Annotated in this window: 21 protein-coding genes; 8 read left to right on the top strand and 13 right to left on the bottom strand. The window is 43.4% G+C overall.

From position 1 onward, the window contains the following. Nucleotides 1–6: 6 nt before the first annotated feature. Genes NKMY2_RS04425 through NKMY2_RS04390 form a run of 8 tightly spaced genes read right to left on the bottom strand, consistent with a single transcriptional unit; the run spans nt 7 to nt 4468 of the window. The gene (locus tag NKMY2_RS04425) at nt 7–687 is read right to left on the bottom strand and encodes an ERCC4 domain-containing protein (RefSeq protein ID WP_042685097.1); all 681 of its coding nucleotides are present in this window, start codon (nt 685–687) and stop codon (nt 7–9) included. Between the two features lie 33 nt (nt 688–720). Beyond that, nucleotides 721–1089 carry a prefoldin subunit beta gene (locus tag NKMY2_RS04420; RefSeq protein WP_042685096.1) on the bottom strand — a complete coding sequence of 123 codons (369 nt, stop codon included), beginning with the start codon at nt 1087–1089 and terminating at the stop codon, nt 721–723. 22 nt (nt 1090–1111) lie between these two features. Continuing rightward, on the bottom strand, nt 1112–1357 hold the full coding sequence (locus tag NKMY2_RS04415; protein WP_042685094.1) for a KEOPS complex subunit Pcc1: 246 nt from the start codon (nt 1355–1357) through the stop codon (nt 1112–1114). Further along, a complete protein-coding gene (locus tag NKMY2_RS04410; protein WP_042685092.1) occupies nt 1344–1556 on the bottom strand; it encodes an eL43 family ribosomal protein in 213 nt (70 codons plus the stop codon). Before NKMY2_RS04410 ends, NKMY2_RS04415 begins: the two co-directional genes overlap by 14 nt. Continuing rightward, nucleotides 1550–2368, bottom strand: a complete 819-nt coding sequence (rrp42, locus tag NKMY2_RS04405) for an exosome complex protein Rrp42 (RefSeq protein ID WP_042685090.1) — start codon at nt 2366–2368, stop codon at nt 1550–1552. The genes NKMY2_RS04410 and rrp42 overlap by 7 nt, the downstream gene beginning before the upstream one ends. Then, nucleotides 2365–3099 carry an exosome complex exonuclease Rrp41 gene (gene rrp41 / locus NKMY2_RS04400; protein ID WP_042685085.1) on the bottom strand — a complete coding sequence of 245 codons (735 nt, stop codon included), beginning with the start codon at nt 3097–3099 and terminating at the stop codon, nt 2365–2367. The genes rrp42 and rrp41 overlap by 4 nt, the downstream gene beginning before the upstream one ends. A gap of 2 nt (nt 3100–3101) precedes the next feature. Then, nucleotides 3102–3782, bottom strand: a complete 681-nt coding sequence (gene rrp4, locus NKMY2_RS04395; protein ID WP_042685083.1) for an exosome complex RNA-binding protein Rrp4 — start codon at nt 3780–3782, stop codon at nt 3102–3104. Next, nucleotides 3782–4468 carry a ribosome assembly factor SBDS gene (locus NKMY2_RS04390; protein ID WP_042685081.1) on the bottom strand — a complete coding sequence of 229 codons (687 nt, stop codon included), beginning with the start codon at nt 4466–4468 and terminating at the stop codon, nt 3782–3784. The genes rrp4 and NKMY2_RS04390 overlap by 1 nt, the downstream gene beginning before the upstream one ends. A gap of 83 nt (nt 4469–4551) precedes the next feature. On the opposite strand from NKMY2_RS04390, the gene NKMY2_RS04385 reads away from it, so the two are divergent. From NKMY2_RS04385 to NKMY2_RS04365, 5 genes are read left to right on the top strand one after another with little or no spacing between them, the layout of a single operon-like run. Next, nucleotides 4552–5190 carry a DNA-directed RNA polymerase subunit D gene (locus tag NKMY2_RS04385; protein ID WP_042685078.1) on the top strand — a complete coding sequence of 213 codons (639 nt, stop codon included), beginning with the start codon at nt 4552–4554 and terminating at the stop codon, nt 5188–5190. Between the two features lie 37 nt (nt 5191–5227). Further along, the gene (locus tag NKMY2_RS04380) at nt 5228–5575 is read left to right on the top strand and encodes a 50S ribosomal protein L18e (protein ID WP_076613386.1); all 348 of its coding nucleotides are present in this window, start codon (nt 5228–5230) and stop codon (nt 5573–5575) included. Further along, nucleotides 5568–6014 carry a 50S ribosomal protein L13 gene (locus NKMY2_RS04375; protein WP_042685075.1) on the top strand — a complete coding sequence of 149 codons (447 nt, stop codon included), beginning with the start codon at nt 5568–5570 and terminating at the stop codon, nt 6012–6014. The genes NKMY2_RS04380 and NKMY2_RS04375 overlap by 8 nt, the downstream gene beginning before the upstream one ends. Next, nucleotides 6011–6457, top strand: a complete 447-nt coding sequence (locus tag NKMY2_RS04370) for a 30S ribosomal protein S9 (protein WP_042685072.1) — start codon at nt 6011–6013, stop codon at nt 6455–6457. Before NKMY2_RS04375 ends, NKMY2_RS04370 begins: the two co-directional genes overlap by 4 nt. Further along, nucleotides 6458–7183 (top strand): nucleotidyltransferase family protein, encoded by a 726-nt coding sequence (locus NKMY2_RS04365; RefSeq protein ID WP_042685069.1) that lies wholly within the window; start codon nt 6458–6460, stop codon nt 7181–7183. On the opposite strand, the gene leuD is transcribed toward NKMY2_RS04365, so the two are convergent. Genes leuD through NKMY2_RS04345 form a run of 4 tightly spaced genes read right to left on the bottom strand, consistent with a single transcriptional unit; the run spans nt 7171 to nt 10957 of the window. Next, on the bottom strand, nt 7171–7743 hold the full coding sequence (gene leuD, locus NKMY2_RS04360; RefSeq protein ID WP_042685065.1) for a 3-isopropylmalate dehydratase small subunit: 573 nt from the start codon (nt 7741–7743) through the stop codon (nt 7171–7173). The genes NKMY2_RS04365 and leuD overlap by 13 nt on opposite strands. 1 nt (nt 7744) lies before the next feature. Next, a complete protein-coding gene (gene leuC / locus NKMY2_RS04355; protein ID WP_042685062.1) occupies nt 7745–9151 on the bottom strand; it encodes a 3-isopropylmalate dehydratase large subunit in 1407 nt (468 codons plus the stop codon). 52 nt (nt 9152–9203) lie between these two features. Further along, the gene (locus tag NKMY2_RS04350; RefSeq protein WP_042685059.1) at nt 9204–9686 is read right to left on the bottom strand and encodes a LeuD/DmdB family oxidoreductase small subunit; all 483 of its coding nucleotides are present in this window, start codon (nt 9684–9686) and stop codon (nt 9204–9206) included. Beyond that, on the bottom strand, nt 9686–10957 hold the full coding sequence (locus NKMY2_RS04345; protein ID WP_042685056.1) for a 3-isopropylmalate dehydratase large subunit: 1272 nt from the start codon (nt 10955–10957) through the stop codon (nt 9686–9688). Before NKMY2_RS04345 ends, NKMY2_RS04350 begins: the two co-directional genes overlap by 1 nt. A 76-nt stretch (nt 10958–11033) precedes the next feature. On the opposite strand from NKMY2_RS04345, the gene NKMY2_RS04340 reads away from it, so the two are divergent. The 3 genes from NKMY2_RS04340 (at nt 11034) to NKMY2_RS04330 (ending at nt 13019) form a co-directional block, all read left to right on the top strand. Beyond that, nucleotides 11034–11801, top strand: a complete 768-nt coding sequence (locus NKMY2_RS04340) for a coenzyme F420-0:L-glutamate ligase (RefSeq protein WP_042685054.1) — start codon at nt 11034–11036, stop codon at nt 11799–11801. A gap of 63 nt (nt 11802–11864) precedes the next feature. Further along, entirely contained in the window at nt 11865–12422 is a 558-nt protein-coding gene (locus NKMY2_RS04335) for a hypothetical protein (protein WP_042685051.1), read from the top strand. A 60-nt stretch (nt 12423–12482) separates the two neighbouring features. Further along, nucleotides 12483–13019 (top strand): hypothetical protein, encoded by a 537-nt coding sequence (locus tag NKMY2_RS04330; RefSeq protein WP_042685049.1) that lies wholly within the window; start codon nt 12483–12485, stop codon nt 13017–13019. Here NKMY2_RS04330 and NKMY2_RS04325 read toward each other — a convergent pair. Then, nucleotides 13012–13446, bottom strand: coding sequence for a hypothetical protein (locus NKMY2_RS04325; RefSeq protein ID WP_042685045.1), 435 nt, complete (start codon nt 13444–13446; stop codon nt 13012–13014). The two genes, NKMY2_RS04330 and NKMY2_RS04325, sit on opposite strands and share 8 nt — an antisense overlap. Nucleotides 13447–13465: the final 19 nt, after the last annotated feature.

Genomic DNA, 13465 nt, shown 5'->3' with positions numbered 1-13465 from the left:
CTATGTCTAGTCAAGCGTTTTCTGGTTTTCTTCCTTTCTGAATTTGCTTTCCTTTTCCAGCATTTGTTTTATTTTTTTAGCTCGCGCCTCCCCAAGCCCATCTATTTTGGATAGCTCAGAAAGGGACGCATTTAGCGTGCGTGTAGGCGAGCCAAACTTTTGTAGCATCCTTACTGCCAGTTTTTCTCCAATCCCAGGAAGGCTGCAAAGGACGGATAGCTGCTGTTTTTGCACGTCGTCTGATTTTCTTATCTTCTTTAGGAACGGCCCCTTTGTCACGTCCTTCCGGGAGCACATGGATACTAGGAGTTTTGCGGTGTGTGATGCACTTGCAGTCGGAACTATTGGTATCTTAAAGTCGATCGCTATTGTGGAAAGCGCCCCATAAAACACAAACGGGTTCTCAACCAAACTGTCGATTTCGTCGACGTTTCCCTCCATTAGGATTATTGGATGCGCAAAGTTTTCTTTTAGCCTGTCACACTGGTCAAACAGGCGGCCATCAAAGATAGACGATATCAAATCAGAGACGCTTTTTCTCTCCACCACGGTCTCAGGGGCCACGATATAGTCGCCTATTGGAAGCGTCTTTACCTCAAGGTTGATTCCAATTGCCTTTAGTAAATCAGGAATGCCACTTTTTCTTTCCCTTTCGTCAACTACAATTCGAAGACTTTCAATCTTCATCAAGACAGTTGTTGTAAAATGGTTAATATCTTCTTAGGATGGCGGCTTTTGTCCGCTGTGCATCATTTCGTTAATTTTTATTTCCTGCTCTTTGATGCTTTCCTTGATTCTTGCCTCTTGTTTTGCAAGAACTGTGACTCGGGTGTTTGCAAGTTCTTTTTTCTCTTCCAGCTCTGCAATTAGTACAGCCTTTGTAGATTTTATCAAAAGCGAGCCTGCGTGCTTGTACACAGGATCAGAGTCTGCAACTTTCTTTAGTTCCTCAAGTGCCCTGTCAGATTCTATTTGCTCCATTTCCAGCTGCTGTTTTTGTGCCATTATAGATTGCAGGTTTTGCTGAGCTTGTTGTAGTTTCATGATTTGCTCTTGCAACCAAGGAGGCATTTGCTGGCCAGAAGACATGATGATTTGTTGTTTGAATTTCTTATATCTCTATGGATTCGACAGAATCGTAGCTTGCCTGTATTAGTCTGAGCGTTGAGTTCAGATTTGCCCTCAGGTGCGGCAACTCGTCAGTTTGAAGTGATATGTGAAGGGTATTTTTTTTCAGAGAGACGGTAGTCTTTGTGGGGTTTTCAGGATAAAATTTGTTGTCTATACTAATGGAGTCAAAAATTGCTTTTGTCTTGTCCTTTGCAGAAACTTGTATGACGGCACTAAAGTGCGACATCGTAAGCAGTGCCAGCTACTTTGTATCCGCACTTTTTGCAGGCCCATATTCCGACTGCCTCTCTTCCGAATTTCAGAGAGCCGCATTCTGGGCACTTTCTTTTTGCCTTGAGAAGGCTATGAACTTGTGTGAACTTTTTCCTGTGCTTAAGACCATACTTTTGTCCAAGGCCTTTTAGTGATCCACCGGGTTTTAACATGCATTTCCACCTGGTACTTGTTTGAGAATCTCCCTTATTTTTGCTCCGGTTGCAATCGAGAGTTCTGAGCACTTTACTAGTTGTTCAAAAGTAAAACCGTCGTCGCCGCCTTTTTGTACGGCGCAAATGTTACCCTCGCTGTTTGTCGTTATAGTCATTCTAGCATCCATGCATTTCCACTCGTCAGCATTTGGATCAACGATTATGGTATCGGCAATTCTTCCCATGGTTACTGAAACTGGGATTGTCGTGATTGGCGGGGCAGATGCTGAATCTGGTACTAATGACGGGGCATCATTTTTGATTTCCCATTTTGGCACCTTACATGAAAGTATGCTTGCTACCGAGGCATATGAGCATGCGTCAAATAGATTTCCATCATAATCAGTAACAGTATTGTCAACAAATATTCCGATTACGGATTTGTCCTTTGTCAAAACCAATTTAGTGAGATCAATCATGTGGCTTTCTCTTATTCCCCTGTCCACCACTCTTGCAAGTTCAATTACTTCCTCATTTGGAGGACCGGTTTCTACGTTAGGATCTGCAAGCGGCAGGACTTCTGCGGTGCATATGAAAATTCCCCTATCGCCAAGATCTGGAAACGGTTTGTCGGGTTGGATCTTTACTCCACATACGACTTCGGTGTCTCCCAATCTCACTCGCGCCGAGCCTTCTGCCTTTGGAATCACTCCAGTATCAATAACTAATGGCCTTGGTTCGTCTAACGCTCTTCCGTCAACTCTTTGACCATCCTTTAGCAAAGCAAGAATTTTTTTCTTCCTTAGATCATCTATAATTGAAACGTTCATGGTGACATGTCTCCAAAGAATTTGTCTTTTAGTGCCTTCTTTTGAATCTCATACACTATCTTGCATCCGTTTATTGCAGTCTCGATGCATTTTTTGTATTCAGCTGGAGTCAGGACTCCATCTAGCTGGAGAAGGGTGACTTTTTCGAGGTTTGGCATGTATGCAACCGGCATGTCTGCCTGACCTTCCTGGTCTTCCTCGTTGTTAATATCCAAAACAATAGTATCCGCCACTTTTCCTGCGGCACATGCCGAAACCATGTCTCTCATCGGAATGCCGGCGTCTGCTAGGGCAACCGCTGCCGCGTCAAGCGCTGCACATCTTGAGCCGCCATCTGCCTGAAGAACTTCGATGTATACGTCCACTACGGTTCTTGGAAAGTTCTCAAGCATTACTGCAGGTTCCAGTGCCTCTTTGATTACTTTGGAAATCTCAATTTCCCTTCTTGATGGTGCCGGGTTTTTTCTCTCGCTTACTGAAAATGGCTCCATGTGATATCTGCATCTTAGGATTCCGCGGTCCGTGTTTGCCAAGTGCTTTGGATGGACGTCGCGCGGGCCAAAGACGCCTGCGAGTATTTTGTTTTCTCCAAATTCGATATATGCAGAGCCGTTTGCGTTTTTGAGGACGCCAGCTTTAATCATAATATTGCGAGGCTCGTCGATTTTTCGTCCGTCGCAGCGAATCCCTTTGTCATCTAGTAATACTATATCTGTTTTTTTTACACCCATTATTATTCACTATTTGATCCTAACATTTCTTGTATTTTTTCAGTCAGATTTGGAACATGTGCCTGTTCGTCAATCATTCTTATGGCATCAAGTGCCTTTAATAATCCCTCTGGCTCCTCGCACGAAACTACGATGTAGCCGTTTTGTCCAATTGTAATCAGCGCCTTCGTGGCGTTTTCTATTGTTTGAATCATAGAGCCGCGTTTTCCAATAAGTCTTGGAACTTTGCTTGGCGAAATCTTGACTAGCTCGCCTTCCTCGATTTTCCCAAGGTCTCTATCGCCTATCGTGATTAGTGGGTCGCGTGATCTGTCAAAGTTTGCAATTCTTGCCGCAACCAGGTCTCCTTTCTTGAGACGCGATGTCAGCTCGTCAACTTTTGGGTTAAAATCCCTTCCAAAAACATCCTGGGCAGGCAGAATACCCGGATAACATGAACGCATGTCAAGCTCCCACGAAAGCGAGGTGTGAGACTTTACTATACCAATTATGAAATCATCGATTCTTGGAACATACATTCCAGTCAACGGAATGACCCTAACGCCACTATCATAAATTTCAGAAATGCCGACGGTGGTCGCAATGATTTTGTCACCTACAAGATTAACATTTTCTTCTGCCCTGTACGGACCAGTTGTTATTACATCGCCAGGAATTACATATTTTCTTTTAATATCGTCCATTACTTTACCATCTCCACAGTTGCCGAACCCTTGGTTATGGAGCCAAGCCTGTCTATCACGTTTGCCCTTGCTCCCGCAGGTATTTCTAGTATTGCTTTAAGAGATCCATTATTTTGCCATTCTTCTTTTTTTAATGTTCCATTTGACTTTAGTACGGAATAAGATTGGGACGCATATTGGGCTGGAACCGTGATTTCTAGCAGCATGTTTTCGGACTTTAGCGGAATTATAGTACGGAGTTTTTCAACCACTTCCTTTGCCTGCTCCTCTGAGTTTTTGAACGGGTCGATGGAGACTCGCGTTTGTTCCAATGCCTGCTCTATTCTCATCGGAGGATGAGGCAGATGAGATCTTGGATCAACGTATGTTTTTGCGATAAAGTTGATGATTTGTTTTCTTTTTTCGGCAATCATTTTTCGCCTCTGATCAGTGGTTAGATTAAGTTCTCCTTTTTTGATGATTTGCTCTATTACTGCATTTGTGTCCTCGGTTCCAAAGGCCTTTAGTAATTTTTCTGTAGATGCCCTGGTTCCCTTGCCAGAGTCAGTGTATACTTCGTCAGATACCAGAATTGCTGAGACGTCCTTTATTTTGCCCAACTTGTAATCAAGGGCAGGATCAGGCTTTACTAAAATCTCGAATTTTTCCCCGGCTACGGAATGTCTAATTACCGTTACCTCAGTCATGCTTTAGTAACCAAATATCAGTATTTATCTCTGTCAAAAACACGCTAGATTTTTATGTGGACCAGCGAGTTTTTTTTTAAGATTTGACTTCTTTAGAGATTATTTCGCAAGATAAGCAACGTATGTCAGTTAAGATCAAGGGCGCGCCCCTACAGTACGCAAATGCTCTAAGACGAATTTGTCTTAACGGAGTTCCTGTTTTTGCAATAGACACCGTAGACGTCATTGACAATTCCTCTGTAATGTCAGATGAGGGTGTTGCCCACAGACTAGGCCTCATTCCACTAAAAACTGACCTAAAGCGATTTGCAGAACCATCCAAGTGCTCATGCCAAAGTAAGTCAGGCTGCTCAAACTGCCGCGTAATGCTGGTAATAGACTCTGGCGAAACAGACACAACAAGAACCATCTATTCTTCAGAACTCAGCTCAGAAGACGATACAGTAAAGGCAGTATCAGACAAGATCCCAATTGTACAATTAGCACCAGGGCAAAAGCTCAAAGTCGAGGCATATGCAAGACTTGGGCGCGGATCAGACCACGCCAAATGGAATTCTGCAAACGTATCAGTTCTAACCCACACAGATAAGCCGGATGAGTATGTCCTTACACTGGAAACCACGGGCGCACTAAGTCCAGAACAGATTCTCGTGGCAGGAGTCGATGAGCTTGAAAGCAGACTCCAAGAGTTCAAACAGACAATATCCGAACTCAAAGCGTGATCATACATATTATATTTGGGCTACAAAAGGCCATTCTATGACCAATCAAGTTATGGTAAAGATGGTAAAAGAGCTAAAACAAGCTTCAATTAAGAACGAGGCCCCCATTTGGTCAAAGGTTGCAGAGATGGCGCTAAAGCCGACTTCTGCAAAAAGAATAGTAAACTTGACTAAGATAGACAACGTTACCAAAGACAGCGACGTCATCATGGTGCCAGGCAAACTGCTTGGAACCGGAAAGATTTCTCACAAAATAACAGTTTGTTCGTTTTCCATTTCCACTTCAGCCGCAAAAAAGATTCTAGAGGCAGGCGGAAAAATTATCAGTCATTCTGAAATGATATCCAAGTTTCCTTCAGGGAAGGGAGTGAGAATAATTGGATAAACAGGCTCAAAACATAGTAATTGACGGAACTGACCAGATTGCAGGCAGACTGAGCTCAAACGTGGCAAAGATGCTACTTCAGGGAAACCGCGTTACAGTTGTAAATTGTGAAAAAATAATGCTTAGCGGAAACAGGAGCAACATCATAAACGAGTACAGGGACTTTTTAGAGATTGCAAGCATATTGCATCCAGAACACGGCCCATACCACCCAAGAAGACCAGACACAATAATTGCAAGAATGGTGCGTGGAATGCTTCCAAGGAAAAAGCCGTCAGGGGATGCAGCACTAAAACGCCTTCGAACATACATGGGAGTGCCAAAACAGTTGAAATCATCAAAAAAGATAGTCTTGGAAAATGCAAAAATCACAAGACCTTCTGCCAACTATACCACAATGTATGACTTGTCAAAGACAGTAGGGTGGACACCAGCATGATCCCAAAGACAGAGATCTACTTTGCAACAAGAAAGACGTCAAGGGCACACGTATACATCACAAAAGGCACTGGCAGAGTTAGAATAAACAACACTCCTGCAGAAATGATTCAGCAAGAGACTGCAAGAGAGGTAATCCTGAGTCCACTTGAGCTTGCAGGCGAATTAAGAAACAAAGTAGACATTTCAGTTCGCGTCAAGGGCGGCGGATTTATGGGTCAAGCATATGCTGCAGCAACTGCAATTTCAAGGGCGCTTACAGGCTGGACAAAATCGAAAAAGGATCCAAAAGAGCACCCCTTTGCAAAGCCGGTCAGAAGCGAGTTGCGCAAGAAAATCAACGAGTTTGATAAACACCTTCTAAGCGGAGACGCCAGACAAAAAGAGCCAAAGAAATTTGGTGGGCCTGGAGCTAGAAGAAGAAAGCAGAAATCATACAGGTAATTGAAAGCGGTAATTTTAGCAGGCGGCAAAGGAACTCGTGCGAGGCCGTTTACGGATTATTTCCCAAAGGCGATGATCCCAGTTTTAGGAAGTCCCCTGATAGACCACGTCGTACGATACCTGTCATCATTCAAGCTAGTCTCAGAGATAATCATAGTTGCAGACATCGCGGGCCTCGGAGGCCAGATAAAGAACTATTTCGAAAACGATCCCAAAATAAAATTTGTCCAAGATTCAGGAAGCGGTACTGCGGGAGACTTGTTACACCTAGGCAAAACGCTTGGAAAGGAGCCGTTTTTCTTGTGGTTTGTAGACAACATGGGGGCAGTCAACTTGGAAAAAATGTACGAGCATTTTGTTGAAAAAAAGAGCATGGCGTGCGTTGCAACAAGGCAGTACAGAAAGGAGGAGACGGGGTTTGCAAAAGTAAGCAACGGTGTCGTCACAGAGTTCATTGAAAAGCCCCTAGTCAAAATGCCGAATTTCGAATGCACCGGAATCTATGTAATCCATGGAAAAATAATTGATTTGATAAAGGCCAAATTTAGGACAAAAAAGAACGTTAACTTGTCATTTGACATTTTGCAGGGGCTATCAAAAAAGGGACTGGTTAGCGCATTTGATATCAAAGATACGCCGTGGCTCGATGTTGAATCCCCCGCAATACTAGAACGCAATGATACAGTAGTTAAAAAAATACTAAAGCAGATGGGTCACAAGGCGTGACTTTTTTCGTATGAGGTAATCCTGTCTTCATACTGCAGTGTAACTGCAATGTCATCTAGCCCTTCAAGCAGCGTTTTTTTTCTGCCCTCGTCTATCGCAAATGGGATTGTCCTAGAATCATACCGGATGGTTTGAGATTCCAGATCAACTTCGATTGCAGATTTTGTCTGCATCAGATCATCCACCAGATTTCCTGGAAGGGAAATTGGCAGAATGCCGTTTTTAAAACAGTTATTGTAGAAAATGTCGGCAAAGGAAGGTGCTATAATCACGTCTAGTCCATAGTCCTTTAGTGCCCATGCAGCATGTTCGCGCGACGAGCCGGACCCAAAGTTCTCACCGGCCAAGAGTATGTGCGAATCAGAATACGTCGGATCATTTAGCACAAAGTCTGGCTTTTGCTTTCCGTCTTGGTCAAACCTCCAGTCATAGAATAAGAATTTGCCAAAGCCGGTCCTTTGGACTAGCTTGAGAAACTGTTTTGGGACGATTTGGTCAGTGTCGACATTTGCCCTATCTAGTGGGATGGCAGTGCTTGATACTTTGCTGAATTTTTCCAAATTAAAACCACTCCCGTACGTCAACAAAATGCCCCGCAATTGCAGCAGCTGCAGCCATGACAGGGCTTACAAGATGGGTTCTACCGCCAGACCCTTGCCTTCCTTCAAAATTTCGGTTTGACGTACTGGCACATCTTTCACCCCTTGACAAAATATCAGGATTCATTCCAAGACACATGCTGCATCCGGATTCTCGCCACTCAAAATTTGCGTCCTGAAATATTTTATCTAGCCCCATTTCTTCTGCTTGTTTTTTTACCTGCTGGGATCCTGGGACAACCATCACGCGAACATTTGGCGATGCTTTTCTTCCATGAATGACATCTGCTGCCTCTACCAAGTCTTGGAGCCTGGCGTTTGTGCAAGATCCTATGAACACTCGGTCTATTTTGATGTCGGTGATCTGCGTTCCAGGTTTTAGATCCATGTATTCTAGCGCTTTTTTTGCTGCGTCTTCCTGGCTTTTGTTTCCTTTTGCGTATTCGTCTGGGTATGGCACAGCATCTGTAACATCGCTAGTCATTGCTGGATTTGTTCCCCAGCTTACTTGGGGTACGATGTCGCTTGCACTTATTGCAAATGTCTTATCAAACTTGGCCCCATTATCTGTCACCAAATCAGCCTTCCAAGAATTAACTAGGTCATCATAATTTTTAGGAGCGTATTTTCTTCCTTTCAAATAATCAAATGTCTTGTTGTCAGGTGCAATCAAGCCTGCCCTTGCGCCTGCCTCAATTGACATGTTGCACACGGTCATTCTTTCATCCATGGAGAGATCAGAGATTGCCTCCCCACGATACTCAATTACAGTACCAGTTCCGCCCGCCGTCCCAATTTTTTTTATGATAGAAAGAATGATGTCTTTTGCAGTAATTGCGTGTCGGTGCTTTCTTTTCCCGTCCACTCTAATTTCAAATGTTTTTGGCTTGTCCATCACAAGACATTGTGTTGCCAAGACGTGTTCCACATCGCTTGTTCCAATGCCCAAGGCAAATGCACCAAAGGCACCATGCGTTGAGGTGTGACTGTCTCCACATACAATCGTAGTTCCAGGTAGCGTTATCCCAAGCTCCGGTCCTATCACGTGCACTATTCCCTGATACGGGCTGTGCAAGTCAAATAGCTCTATGCCAAACTCTTTGCAGTTTGTCTCCAGCGTTTTGATTTGGATTGCAGAAATTTGGTCGATGATTGGAAGGGAGCGGTTGTTTGTCGGGACGTTGTGATCCATGGTGGCAAACGTCAAGTCAGGTCTTCGAACCCTTCTTTTGTTTATCCGTAATCCGTCAAAGGCCTGTGGCGACGTTACCTCATGCACCAAATGTCTATCGATGTAGATGAGGGTCCTACCGTCAATTTCGGTAACCTTGTGGGAGTTCCAGACTTTTTCAAACAACGTTTGCGGCATTTTACACTAGATGGTTGTAAGATTCAATATAAAATTGTAAAACAGATAACGCTCAGTCTGGTTTGTATTTGAAGAGGCCGCCCGCCGCGATTATCTTCGATATGATGTCTGAGAAGGGCTTCATCGGGTAGGTCTCATTTTTTGTAAGATTTTTGATTTCGTTTTTGTCAGTGTTGATCTCCAGCTCATCGTTTTCCGATATTTTCTTGTAGGCAGCTTCGTCGATTTCTATTGGAAGTAAGAACGCCCCATCGACTGCGTTTCTGTAAAAAATCCTTGCAAACGACAGTGCCAGAACTGCTTTGATTCCACAGTGGCTCAATGCAATAGGGGCGTGTTCACGCGAGGAGCCACAACCAAAGTTTTTTCCTGCCACAATAAAGTCGCCTTTTTTCACCCTTGCATGAAAATTAGGATCGATTCCCTCCATTGCGTGCTTTGCTATTTCATCATAATCATGTAGTTTCAGATAAGTACCAGGTAAAATTACATCAGTGTCGATGTTGTCGCGCTCGTATTTTATTACCTTGCCCATTACAGATCCCTCGGGTCGGTGATTTTACCAGTGACTGCAGACGCTGCAGCAACAAGAGGAGATGACAGATACGTCTGAGATTCCACATGGCCCATTCGTCCAGGAAAGTTTCTGTTAGTAGTGCTAATGCAGATTTCGTCCTTAGCCAAGACCCCCATGTGTGCTCCACAGCATGCGCCGCATGTCGGAGGCCCCACAGTCGCACCGGCGTCAAGAAATATTTTGAGCAGGCCGTTTTCCATCGCCCTTTTGTAAATGGATATTGCTGCAGGTAAGATCTCGGTTCTAATTTTGACTTTTCTTCCCTTTAGAATTTTTGCTGCAGCTTCCAAGTCCTCGTATTTTGCACCAGTGCAGGAACCAATGTATGATTTGTCAAGCTCAATTCCTGAAACATCCCTTACAACTGCGATGTTTTCTGGGGAGAAGGGTTTTGCGACTAACGGTTCCAGTTCTGATGCCTCGTATTCGTAGACCTTTTGATATTGCGCATCGGAATCACCATACACCGGAGAATAATTGGTAGCTCCGCGAGCGGCAAGATAATCAAAGAGCTTTTGGTCTGGCTCTACGATTCCGTTTTTTGCGCCAGCTTCGGTAGTCATGTTGCACAGTGTAAGCCGAGATTCTACTGACATATCAGATACTCCGCTTCCGCCAAATTGCATCGCAGCGTATGCGGCGCCATCATTTCCAATATCGCCAATTATTTTTAAGATAAAGTCTTTCGCCATTACGTTCTCTGGTAGTTTTCCATTTAGCTTAAAGTATAACGTCTCTGGAACCTTGAACCAGATCTTTCCATTCAGTAGGACATATGCAACATCAGTATGCCCTAGGCCACAGGCAAATGCGCCCAGTGCCCCGGTGGTATTTGTGTGCGAGTCGCCGCCAACATATATCTCGCCAGGCAAGACCAGGGCCTCTTCATGTGACAGGGTATGGCATATTCCATACTGGCCCATCCCGTACTTGAAGTGTTTTTCAATCCCATATTGCTTTGTAAACTTTGTTAGTTTCATGATGTTTTCTGCGGAAATTTTTTCAGCGGACGGGACAAAATGGTCCTCTGCAACCCACACCTTTGACGGATCCCAAAGCTTTTCCACGCTGATCGTTCCCTCTTTTTTCAGCTTGTCAAATACCTTGATGACGCCAGGTCCTGAAACATCGTGAATCATCACCTTGTCCACGTTTGCAAAAACAATGTCGCCTGGCGCTACGCTTGACTTGCCGCCAGCCTTTGCTAGGAGTTTTTCTGTGATATTCACATGAAAAATACGCAGTATTTTGGATTAAAAGCTTTGTAGAAGAAGACTAAAAGATACGAAATTCGCATAACAGGTTGTGTCGCTAGAAGTCATTCCAGTCAGAATAGAAAAACGACAAGGCGGTTTTGATCTGTACCAAGACATAATGAATTCACTAGACGGCGCGGTCAGATTAGAAGACGGAGACGTTTTGGCAATATCAAGCAAGTATACGGCAAACTCGCAGAACCGCATAGTAGATATCGAGAAAGTCAAATCGTCTGAAAAGTCTCAAGCCATATCGGAAAGGTTTCAGCTTGACGCAAAGACAGCTGAGATAGTTTTGCGCGAGTCGGATAAAATTTTCGGAGGAGTTGCAGGCTTTGTACTCACGTCATCAGATAACATTCTTGCTCCAAACGCAGGAATAGACAAATCAAATGTGAGAAAGGGCAGCGTAATTTTGTATCCAGACTTGCCGTATTTGATGGCAGAGCAGCTGCGCAGAAAGATCTTCCTTAATCTTGGAATTCACGTAGGGGTAATAATTGTGGACAGCAGGTTGATGCCAGCAAGAATTGGGACTACTGGCGTCGCAATCGCGTGTGCGGGATTAGAGCCGGTGCACGACATGCGAGGACAGAAAGACCTTGACGGCAATCCCCTCAAAGTTACCCTAAAGGCAACTGCTGACAATCTTGCCACAATCGCAAATCACAAGATGGGGGAGGGATCAGAGTCAACGCCGGTTGCAGTAATAAAAAAATCAGGAGTAAAACTAACTGACAGAAAAATCAGGACAGATGAGATGGCAATATCCTACGATCAGTGCGTGTATGTTCGTGGCTTTCAGAGCAAAAATTAGAGCATATTGTCAAGACAGGTTTATTCCTTTAAATAAAACTGGTTTTGAGGACAGAATAGAGAAATGGCGCAAGAATACCTCACAAAATACCCAAAGACAATATCGCTCCAAGACGGAATCAAGCGAACCATATCCATTGATGCTAAGGGAGTAGAACAGCTTACAGTTATTGTTAAAAAAAATGTAGAGGATCTACTAAAATTATTCAAAAACGAGGGCTTTACTCACGTAAAATTTGAACACAAACAAGAGTCCCAAATTGGCCACGGCCTGTCGCTAAAGCTGAAAAAGCCATGGGAGATGCACGTCAGACTGGTCGATATGAAAAAGGGACTAGTTGCAATACATGCAGAAGTCGAGGTCTCAAGGGATTATTTGCAGCACTTGTTCTGCCAGAGAACTCCTGTGATTTATGAGATTGAAGGTATGCTGAAAAAACACCAAATCGACTACAAAATATGGAATGACAAAGTAAAGAACTATGTCCACACAGTATTTGACAATTACAAGATAAGATTAGCAACTCCAAGCATTCCTGTCTTTGCATGGAAGCCAATGCTCTTTTTCATCGGCACGATTAGCATATTTTATCTCTGGAAATACATAAACACCATATGGTAAGACTAGTTTTCCGGAGCCGCTCCTCGAAACTTTAATTACAATTTTTTAGAAAAGAAAATCATGTCTGACGGCTTTCTCACTGCAGATTTGAGATATTATGGAATCTCACCGTGGGAAATCGAGGTAATTTATGGAATATTTAACGAGAGATTTCGCGTAACGCAATTTGAAACGCAGGAAATGGATCCAAACTTTGTGAGTCTTGTCACACTGTCAATTCCGCTTGAATTCAATGAGGAATTTTTCAAATGGTTTGAGTATCGCAGATGGGACAAGGTCAAACAGATTTTCAAGGAGATGAAAAGGCGCAGAGGATCAAGCAATGCGCTGAAAATCGAGATCAATTTTTCCGGCAGCCCACAGATAGGATTTGTATTGGACGTAGAGGACCGCAGTTGGTTTGATAACGCACTAGAAAAGATGGATTTTGTGATTGAATTGTTGCCATTTCACCTGGACTCTTCCAACATGCCCCAGGAAATATCAAATGTGATTTACAACTTCGATGTCGAGACTAGAAAGTGGAAGCTGAACACCCTGTTTGCAAACAAGAAAAAATTCATCCTAAAAAACGACGTCTGGAAAATATCTATTTGATGTCTTTTTCTAGCGGCTCTAGCATCGAATGAAGTTCTTTGTACTTGGAATCCAAGAATTCTAATGATTCGGCAAGTTTTTTTGATTTCCCGTACTTGAATCTGATTAGTTCTCTATGATGCCAGTAATTTTTGCCATCACTTAACGAAAGCGATGTAAAATAGTCAGGACCCTTGACGCTGTCTGGAATTTTTATGTTGTAGGGGAATAGAAATTCTGCTATAAGCCATTCATCACCATCAGGATAATCAGAGCCAGTCTCAACATCAAAAAAGATGTGCAACAGGTTTGATTGCATGAGTCCGTCTTCAGGCATTATCGGGTGCTTTATGTTGGATTTGCTAAAGTCAAGATTAAGCAAGCTTGGCTCAAAATATCCTTTAATTATGGATTTTCTAAATATCTTGTTTGCTTCAGTCAGATTCAATTATAGTACAACCTTCCGT

Origin of the sequence: Candidatus Nitrosotenuis chungbukensis (assembly GCF_000685395.1) — an archaeon.
GTDB classification, from domain to species: Archaea; Thermoproteota; Nitrososphaeria; order Nitrososphaerales; family Nitrosopumilaceae; genus Nitrosotenuis; species Nitrosotenuis chungbukensis.
The sequence above is the reverse complement of the archived record's forward strand: the minus strand, read 5'-3'. Positions and strand labels throughout refer to the sequence as shown.

Bases quoted from the DNA above. Each gene is read 5' to 3' on its own strand.
- NKMY2_RS04410 (WP_042685092.1), bottom strand. From the start codon at position 1,556: ATGTTAAAACCCGGTGGATCACTAAAAGGCCTTGGACAAAAGTATGGT.
- NKMY2_RS04425 (WP_042685097.1), bottom strand. From the start codon at position 687: ATGAAGATTGAAAGTCTTCGAATTGTAGTTGACGAAAGGGAAAGAAAA.
- NKMY2_RS04350 (WP_042685059.1), bottom strand. From the start codon at position 9,686: ATGGGCAAGGTAATAAAATACGAGCGCGACAACATCGACACTGATGTA.
- NKMY2_RS04380 (WP_076613386.1), top strand. From the start codon at position 5,228: ATGACCAATCAAGTTATGGTAAAGATGGTAAAAGAGCTAAAACAAGCT.
- NKMY2_RS04370 (WP_042685072.1), top strand. From the start codon at position 6,011: ATGATCCCAAAGACAGAGATCTACTTTGCAACAAGAAAGACGTCAAGG.
- NKMY2_RS04335 (WP_042685051.1), top strand. From the start codon at position 11,865: ATGGCGCAAGAATACCTCACAAAATACCCAAAGACAATATCGCTCCAA.
- NKMY2_RS04390 (WP_042685081.1), bottom strand. From the start codon at position 4,468: ATGACTGAGGTAACGGTAATTAGACATTCCGTAGCCGGGGAAAAATTC.
- rrp42 (WP_042685090.1), bottom strand. From the start codon at position 2,368: ATGAACGTTTCAATTATAGATGATCTAAGGAAGAAAAAAATTCTTGCT.
- leuC (WP_042685062.1), bottom strand. From the start codon at position 9,151: ATGCCGCAAACGTTGTTTGAAAAAGTCTGGAACTCCCACAAGGTTACC.
- NKMY2_RS04330 (WP_042685049.1), top strand. From the start codon at position 12,483: ATGTCTGACGGCTTTCTCACTGCAGATTTGAGATATTATGGAATCTCA.
- rrp41 (WP_042685085.1), bottom strand. From the start codon at position 3,099: ATGGGTGTAAAAAAAACAGATATAGTATTACTAGATGACAAAGGGATT.
- NKMY2_RS04415 (WP_042685094.1), bottom strand. From the start codon at position 1,357: ATGTCGCACTTTAGTGCCGTCATACAAGTTTCTGCAAAGGACAAGACA.
- rrp4 (WP_042685083.1), bottom strand. From the start codon at position 3,782: ATGGACGATATTAAAAGAAAATATGTAATTCCTGGCGATGTAATAACA.
- NKMY2_RS04420 (WP_042685096.1), bottom strand. From the start codon at position 1,089: ATGTCTTCTGGCCAGCAAATGCCTCCTTGGTTGCAAGAGCAAATCATG.